Raw genomic sequence first — 7,609 nt, 5'->3', positions numbered from 1 at the left:
TGGTCGCGATCATCCGTCGCCATGCGCGTGGATAGAGCATCGGGCCGAGGCCTTCCAGCACCAAAACCAAAGCCAGTGCGAGCCAGATCGTTGAATTCATTTTTCATCCTTATAAAAGAAAACCACCGCTCCGTGAAGAGCGGTGGTTTGAATACTCAAACGAGCCTGAGTTTATCGCGTTGCGTTAGTCGGCGTCTTCATATAACGGAAGAAATCGCTGTCCGGGCTGAGTACCATCACATCCTGGTTGCTCTGGAAGCTATTCTCGTAAGCACGCAGGCTACGGATAAAGGCGTAGAAGTCGGGATCCTGGCTGAAGGCATCGGCAAACAGCTTCGCGGCTTCGGCATCGCCTTCACCACGCAGGATACGGCCCTGACGCTCAGATTCCGCCAGCGTCTTGGTCACTTCGTAGTCCGCTGCGGCACGCAGTTTCTCGGCCTCTTCCTGACCCTGTGAACGGTGACGACGGGCTACCGCTTCACGCTCGGCGCGCATACGGTTGTAGATCGCCTCGGACACCTCCGCTGGCAGGTTGATCTGCTTGATACGCACGTCAACCACTTCGATACCCAGTGCAGCCATACTGTTCGGGTTGATCACCGGTACTTTACCGTTGGTTTCAGCCTGAACGCGTTCAGCCGCTTTGGCAATCGCGTCATCCGCTGCCGGTGTTTCCACTTCGTCTTCGGTACCCGCTGTACCTGAGTTCAACGCATCACGCACTTCCAGTGTCAGACGACCACGGGAGTCGGTCACGATGTCTTTTACATCCAGACGACCAATTTCAGAACGCAGACGGTCAGAGAACTTACGTTTCAGCAGCACTTCTGCCTGAGAAACATCACCACCGCCGGTTGCCAGGAAGTAGCGGCTGAAGTCGCTGATACGCCATTTGATGTAGGAATCAACGATCAGGTCTTTCTTCTCTTTAGTCACGAAACGGTCGGCCTGGTTATCCATGGTCTGGATACGTGCGTCGAGCGTTTTGACTGATTGAATGAAAGGCACCTTGAAGTGCAGACCCGGCTCGTAGATCACCGGACGCTTGTCGCCGTCACGCACGACGCTGCTAAACTGGAACTTGATCCCACGTTCGCCCTCTTTCACCACAAAGATGGAGGTGTAGAGCACGACCAGTGCGATGATGATGATCGCAATAACTGACTTACGCATCCTTATTCCCCCTGACGCTGGTAGTCGTTACGCTGCGCGTTAGCACGGCGTTGGTCCATAATGTCACCATCGTTCGAAGAAGGCGTTGTGTTCGCGCTGGAGCTGCCAGACGAGGCTGGCGGCAGACGCAGCAGGTTGTTGGCTCCGCTGTTGTCTTTTGCTGCCGGTGCAGAACCGCCTTTAAGCATCTGATCCAGCGGCAGGACCATCAGGTTTCCGCCTTTGTTGTCGTTAACCAGCACTTTACGCGTATGGCTCAGCACTTTTTCCATGGTCTCGATATAGAGACGCTCACGGGTAATTTCCGGCGCGGCTTTATATTCCGGCAGGATCTTCGCGAAGCGAGCCACTTCACCCTGTGCTTCCAGGATGGTCTGGGTCTTATACGCGCGCGCTTCTTCCAGAATACGCTGCGCCTGACCGTTTGCACGCGGCTGAACTTCGTTGGTATACGCTTCCGCTTCACGGATGTACTGCTGTTCGTTTTCACGCGCGGCAATCGCATCGTCAAACGCCGCTTTCACCTCTTCCGGCGGACGTGCAGCCTGGAAGTTGACGTCCAGCAGGGTGATACCCATGTTGTACGGACGGATGGTCTCTTCCAGCTCGCGCTGGGTATCGCTACGAATAACGGTACGACCTTCGGTCAGGATACGGTCCATGGTGTATTTACCGATCACGCCACGCAGGGCGCTGTCGGTCGCCTGACGCAGGCTGTCATCCGCGCTGGTCACGCTAAACAGATAACGCTCAGGATCGGTCACGCGGTACTGGACGTTCATCTCAACGCGCACCACGTTTTCGTCAGAGGTCAACATCACGCCAGACGCCGCCAGTTCACGGACGGACTCCACGTTCACTGCGGTCACGTTATCAATGAAGGTCGGTTTCCAGTTCAGGCCCGGCTCAACCAGATGGCTGAACTTACCGAAACGGGTTACCACGCCGCGCTCTGCTTCTTTAATGGTGTAGAACCCGCTGGCTGCCCAGATGATGACTACCGCCGCGGCCACAATGCTTACTACGCGGCCACCCATAGGCGGGCGCGGACTCTGAGTGGAGTTGCCACCCGAGCCAGAACCTTTTCCTCCGCCAAGGCCACCAAGCTTTTTGCTCAGTTTGCGGAAGATATCATCCAGATCCGGCGGCCCCTGCTCGCGACCACCTTTGTTGCCATTTCCCCCAGAGTTGCCGCCTTGATTATTGCTGCTTCCCCACGGGTCGCGGTCTTGTCCGTTATTACCGGGCTGATTCCACGCCATGTATATGCTCCATATTTGTTATGCAAGGGCGAATTTTTCAGGCTTCCCCTTTCTGATCAGACGATATAGTCCGCCAGCGCAGGTTCTTGTTTACAGAGGCGACGCCAGTCAACGATCGGCATACGCACCTGCATCCCCACGCTGCCGTCATCCTCCATCCACTCTTTTTCTATCGCCTGAAGCTGATAAAACCGGCTACGCAGCCTGCCTTCCTGTGGCGGCAGTCGCAGCGTGTGCTGAGCTACCTCACCGGAAAGACGTTCTGTCAAAGCCTGGAAAAGCAGTGGCACACCAATCCCGGCCTGAGCAGATAGCCAGACCCGAATTGGTTTGTTCTCTTCATCTCGGTCAATACGCGGTTCGAAATCGTCCAGCATATCGATCTTGTTCATCACCAACAGGGTGGGAATTTCGTGGGCGTCAATCTCTTCGAGCACCACATTCACCGCGTCGATGTTTTCCTGCACGCGTACGTCAGCCGCATCAATCACGTGCAGCAGCAGGGTCGCCTGACGCGTCTCCTGCAACGTCGCTTTAAACGCCGCCACCAGATCGTGCGGCAGATGGCGGATAAACCCTACGGTATCCGCCAGTACCGTTTCACCGACGTCTGCGACGTCAATACGGCGCAGCGTAGGATCCAGGGTCGCAAACAGCTGGTCTGCGGCATACACCTGGGCCTCGGTTATCTGGTTAAACAGGGTGGATTTACCGGCGTTGGTATAGCCCACCAGCGACACCGTTGGGATGTCGGCTTTGGTTCGCGCCCGACGCCCCTGTTCGCGCTGTTTCTCGACACGCTCCAGACGAGAAAGGATCTGGGTTATACGGCCACGCAGCAAACGACGGTCGGTTTCGAGCTGGGTTTCACCCGGGCCACGTAAACCAATCCCGCCTTTTTGTCTTTCAAGGTGTGTCCAGCCACGCACCAGACGCGTCGCCAGATGGCGCAACTGCGCCAGCTCAACCTGCAACTTACCCTCGTGGGTACGCGCACGCTGAGCAAAAATATCTAAGATCAACCCCGTGCGATCGATAACACGACATTCGCAGAGAGCTTCCAGGTTACGTTCCTGAGCCGGAGACAGCGCATGATCAAACAGCACGACTGATGCGCCGGTTGCTTTTACGGCATCCGCAATTTCAACTGCTTTACCTTCACCAACAAAGTACTTCGGGTGCGGCGCTTTACGGCTACCGGTAATCACCTGCATTGCTTCGACACCGGCGGAAGAGACCAGAGATTCAAACTCCTGGAGGTCTTCCATATCTTTGTCTTGCGAAAAATAGATGTGTACCAGCACCGCCTGCTCACCGGCGTCATAACGGTCAAACAAGCGTAAACCTCTCTAAAAAGATCAGCGGGGAACGCAGGATCCCTGGCTCCCCGTGTGGAAAACAGCCCAAAACCTTATTCGGTTTCTTCGCTGTCCTGCGCAGGAGCAGATGAACCCTGCGCGTTGCTGCCATGATGGTAGTTACTGCCAGTGCCGCCGCCAGCGTTATTGCTGTGATGAGATACCGGACGGGACGGAACAACAGTAGAAATCGCGTGCTTATAGACCATCTGGCTGACCGTGTTTTTCAACAGGATCACGAACTGATCGAAAGACTCAATCTGACCTTGCAGCTTAATACCATTCACCAAATAAATAGAAACTGGAACACGCTCCCGACGCAATGCGTTCAGGAACGGATCTTGTAAAGATTGCCCCTTAGCCATTCTATCTTTTCCTTATATGCTTGTTTTGTACTTAGAACCTTGCGATTCTGAAAAATTGCGCACGATACGGCTTAATTGTACACATTCAGTCAGCGATATCACCAATAACCTCAATCACTTCGTTTAACGCCTGTTGTGGTTTTTCACTGTCTAACCAGTGAACCCCCTCCCAACCGCGCAACCAGGTGATCTGGCGCTTCGCTAACTGTCTCGTGGCGCAAACACCTCGATAAACCATTTCATCGTATGAAATCTCGCCTTCAAGATACGACCACATCTGGCGGTATCCCACACAACGAATGGAAGGCATGTCCGTATGCAAATCTCCACGGGCAAAAAGCGCCCGCACTTCTGCTTCAAAATCTGAAGCCAACATCTGATGAAAACGCTGCTCAATTCGTTGATGGAGCAGTTCACGGCTCGCCGGGGCGATGGCGAACTGATGCACCTGATACGGCAGAGCGTCTCCTGACGTTTGCGTCAGTTCCGTTAAAGTTTTACCCGAAATGAAAAAAACTTCCAGTGCCCGGGAAAGCCTTTGCGGATCGTTTGGGTGGATCCGCGCTGCGGCAACCGGGTCAATCTCTTCCAGTTGCCTGTGCAAAACGTCCCACCCCTGCTCTGCCGCCTGCCGCTCAATCTTCGCTCTCACTTCCGGATCGGCCGATGGCAGAGGCGATAACCCCTCCAGCAGCGCCTTAAAGTAGAGCATCGTGCCGCCAACTAACAGCGGTATGCGTCCCGCGGCGGTAATCTCGGCCATCTCAGCTAAGGCGTCGCGGCGAAAATCTGCTGCGGAGTAAGCCTGTGCCGGGTCGAGAATATCCAGTAAACGGTGCGGTGCCGCACGCAGTTCGTCTGCGTTGGGCTTCGCCGTGCCGATGTCCATTCCTCGGTAAATGAGGGCTGAATCAACGCTAATCAACTCTACTGGCAAAACTTTACGTAACTCAATGGCTAACGCCGTTTTACCGGAGGCCGTTGGCCCCATTAAAAAAATCGCCTTTGGCAGGCTCGCCTTACTTACATCAGTCATGTTTCAGGGCGGTCATCGCCGTTTTTAAATCAACAGGTTGTAACAAACCACCTGGCGGCGCTTTCACCAGCTGTGGACAGAGGCGTTCCACCTCTGCCAGAACGGTAATCGCCTGCGCCATACTCCACGGCGAATGTTCGCTGGCCAGATGGCGGGCGATCCACTGCGCGGTATCGGCGGCATCAAACGTCGTTTGCTGCGCCAGGTAGCCTATCAGTTCAGGAATCAAGTTTTGTAAATTTTGTTGGCGTAAGGGTAAAGGCACTGCGCGAATTGTCACATGCTGCGCGTCCAGTACGATTTCAATCCCCATTTCGGCAAGAAGCGCCTGGGCACGCTGCAAAACCCCTGTTTCTTCATGGTTTATTTTTAACCGAACCGGGATCAGTAACGGCTGAGCACAGGCGGCGTTTTCCCCTGGCGTCAGTTGCGCCTGTTTAAGCCAGCGTTCCGCTACCGGCAACGCCAGCAGCATCAATTTCCCCTCACGTTCAAGCAGTGCCATGTCCGGGGCGACAATCGTCAATACCCGGCCAAAACTCTGGCTATGTCCGTCAAGGGAAGACGGCGATACCTCAATATGTTCTTTCCGTTCCACGGCTGGGGTGTCCAGCAATTTACGGTATAACGCACCTTGCTGCTTTTGATACCCCGGCTGGGCATTTGGGTAGTTGGCGCCCGTCAGGCGCGGTGCGCTTCCCGCTGACGAAAAACGCGGAGCCACTGGTTCGCGCGCGGCTGCGGGTTCAGCGAAATGGTTACGTCCGGCCGCCACGCGATTTTCTGGCAGCGATCGCGGTGCAGGAACGTCGTTTTCCAGCGGCAGCGTTGGCTCAGCCTGCTTCTGCAAAACGCTAACGACGCCCTGATAGATAAAATCATGCACCAGACGCGACTGGTGGAAACGCACCTCGTGCTTGGCGGGGTGCACGTTAACGTCAACCTGATGCGGGTCGATCTCCAGATAAAGCACAAAGGCGGGCTGTTGATCGGCGCCGAGCTTATCTTCACAGGCCTGGCGAATGGCGTGGTTAATCAGGCGGTCGCGCATCATGCGACCGTTGACGTAGCAGTACTGAATCTCAGCAAACGCGGCGCTACTGGCGTTCGGATCGGCAACCCAGCCGCGCAGGGCCAAATCGCCATGCTGCCACTCAATGGCCAGCGCTTTTTCCAGGAACGGCGTGCCGCAGATGGCGCCCAGCCGACGCTCCTTTTGCCCGCCTTCCGCCACTGCCCGGTACTGACGCATCACCTTACCGTTATGACTGAGGTTAAGAGTGACATCAAAGCGTGCCAGCGCGATGCGGCGGATGATCTCGTCGATATGTCCGAATTCGGTCTTCTCGGTTCGCATAAACTTGCGCCGGGCGGGCGTGTTATAGAAAAGATCCAGCACTTCAAGCGTGGTGCCTACCGGGTGCGCCGCTGGTTTAACCGTGACGTCCATATCGCGCCCTTCGGCGTAGGCCTGCCAGGCTTCCTGCTGGTCGGCCGTGCGGGAGGTCAACGTTAAGCGGGAAACGGAGCTGATACTGGCCAGCGCTTCGCCGCGAAAACCCAGGCTGATAATCGCTTCCAGATCGTCAAGTGACGCAATTTTACTGGTGGCATGACGCGCCAGCGCCAGCGCCAGCTCGTCCTTTTTGATGCCACAGCCGTTATCACGAATGCGGATAAGCTTTGCGCCCCCGCGTTCAATATCGATATCAATGCGGGTCGCCCCTGCATCGAGGCTGTTTTCCACCAGCTCTTTCACCACCGATGCAGGGCGTTCCACCACCTCACCGGCGGCGATTTGGTTCGCGAGCTGCGGCGGTAGAACCTGAATCGGCATGAACTCTCCTTAATTAGTCGCGGTCATCTCACCCGGCAGCGCGGCGCTTGCCGTCTGGGCTGCCCCGCCCTGCGGCGCAGACTGAAGCGGATGCGCGTCAAAGTATTTACGCAGACCGTTATAAATCGCTTCAGCAATTTGCTGCTGATAGCTGTCGCTTCCCAGTAAACGCTCTTCACCGTGATTACTGATAAAACCCGTCTCTACCAGAATCGACGGAATATCCGGCGAACGCAGGACACCGAGGCTCGCATGTTCCGGACGACGCTTATGCAGCGATCCGACGCTTTGCAGCTGGTTGAGTACGTTAGTGGCGACATCATACCCGACGCGCTGAGAATGACCGAACTGTAAATCCAGCACCGCCTGGCTGAGATACGGATCGGCCTGGCTGTTTGCCAGCACATCGCCTGCCCCGCCTAACAGTTCAGACTGCTTTTCGTGCTCTTCAAGCCAGTTCGCCATTTCACTGTTGGCACGACGGTTCGACAGTACCCATACCGACGCGCCGGTGGCGTTACGGTTCGGCGCAGCATCCGCGTGAATCGACACCAGGAAGTTGGCGTTTTGCTTAC

At 55.7% G+C, this 7,609-nt stretch carries 8 protein-coding genes; all 8 read right to left on the bottom strand.

What is annotated here, in order from left to right:
• Positions 1-100, bottom strand: a 100-nt coding sequence (locus HP459_RS19630) for a DUF2065 family protein (protein ID WP_171936686.1), incomplete at its 3' end; no start/stop codon positions are given.
• A 71-nt stretch (positions 101-171) separates the two neighbouring features.
• Positions 172-1,176, bottom strand: a complete 1,005-nt coding sequence (gene hflC / locus HP459_RS19625; protein ID WP_022646821.1) for a protease modulator HflC — start codon at positions 1,174-1,176, stop codon at positions 172-174.
• Positions 1,177-1,178: 2 nt separating this feature from the next.
• Positions 1,179-2,438 (bottom strand): FtsH protease activity modulator HflK, encoded by a 1,260-nt coding sequence (hflK, locus tag HP459_RS19620; RefSeq protein WP_022646820.1) that lies wholly within the window; start codon positions 2,436-2,438, stop codon positions 1,179-1,181.
• Positions 2,439-2,494: 56 nt separating this feature from the next.
• Entirely contained in the window at positions 2,495-3,775 is a 1,281-nt protein-coding gene (gene hflX, locus HP459_RS19615; protein ID WP_003855991.1) for a ribosome rescue GTPase HflX, read from the bottom strand.
• Between the two features lie 74 nt (positions 3,776-3,849).
• Complete coding sequence (hfq, locus tag HP459_RS19610) at positions 3,850-4,161, bottom strand: RNA chaperone Hfq (RefSeq protein ID WP_006810391.1); 312 nt, start codon at positions 4,159-4,161, stop codon at positions 3,850-3,852.
• A gap of 85 nt (positions 4,162-4,246) precedes the next feature.
• Positions 4,247-5,197, bottom strand: a complete 951-nt coding sequence (gene miaA, locus HP459_RS19605) for a tRNA (adenosine(37)-N6)-dimethylallyltransferase MiaA (protein WP_023299133.1) — start codon at positions 5,195-5,197, stop codon at positions 4,247-4,249.
• A complete protein-coding gene (gene mutL / locus HP459_RS19600) occupies positions 5,190-7,034 on the bottom strand; it encodes a DNA mismatch repair endonuclease MutL (RefSeq protein ID WP_154051838.1) in 1,845 nt (614 codons plus the stop codon). The genes miaA and mutL overlap by 8 nt, the downstream gene beginning before the upstream one ends.
• Before the next feature lie 9 nt (positions 7,035-7,043).
• Positions 7,044-7,609 (bottom strand): N-acetylmuramoyl-L-alanine amidase (locus tag HP459_RS19595; RefSeq protein WP_171936685.1); only part of this gene is annotated, 566 nt, incomplete at its 5' end.

The sequence above is a fragment of the Enterobacter sp. CM29 genome, from assembly GCF_013179605.1.
Lineage (GTDB): Bacteria > Pseudomonadota > Gammaproteobacteria > Enterobacterales > Enterobacteriaceae > Enterobacter > Enterobacter intestinihominis.
The sequence above is the reverse complement of the archived record's forward strand: the minus strand, read 5'-3'. Positions and strand labels throughout refer to the sequence as shown.

Bases quoted from the DNA above. Each gene is read 5' to 3' on its own strand.
- hflC (WP_022646821.1), bottom strand. From the start codon at position 1,176: ATGCGTAAGTCAGTTATTGCGATCATCATCATCGCACTGGTCGTGCTC.
- hflK (WP_022646820.1), bottom strand. From the start codon at position 2,438: ATGGCGTGGAATCAGCCCGGTAATAACGGACAAGACCGCGACCCGTGG.
- hfq (WP_006810391.1), bottom strand. From the start codon at position 4,161: ATGGCTAAGGGGCAATCTTTACAAGATCCGTTCCTGAACGCATTGCGT.
- miaA (WP_023299133.1), bottom strand. From the start codon at position 5,197: ATGACTGATGTAAGTAAGGCGAGCCTGCCAAAGGCGATTTTTTTAATG.
- mutL (WP_154051838.1), bottom strand. From the start codon at position 7,034: ATGCCGATTCAGGTTCTACCGCCGCAGCTCGCGAACCAAATCGCCGCC.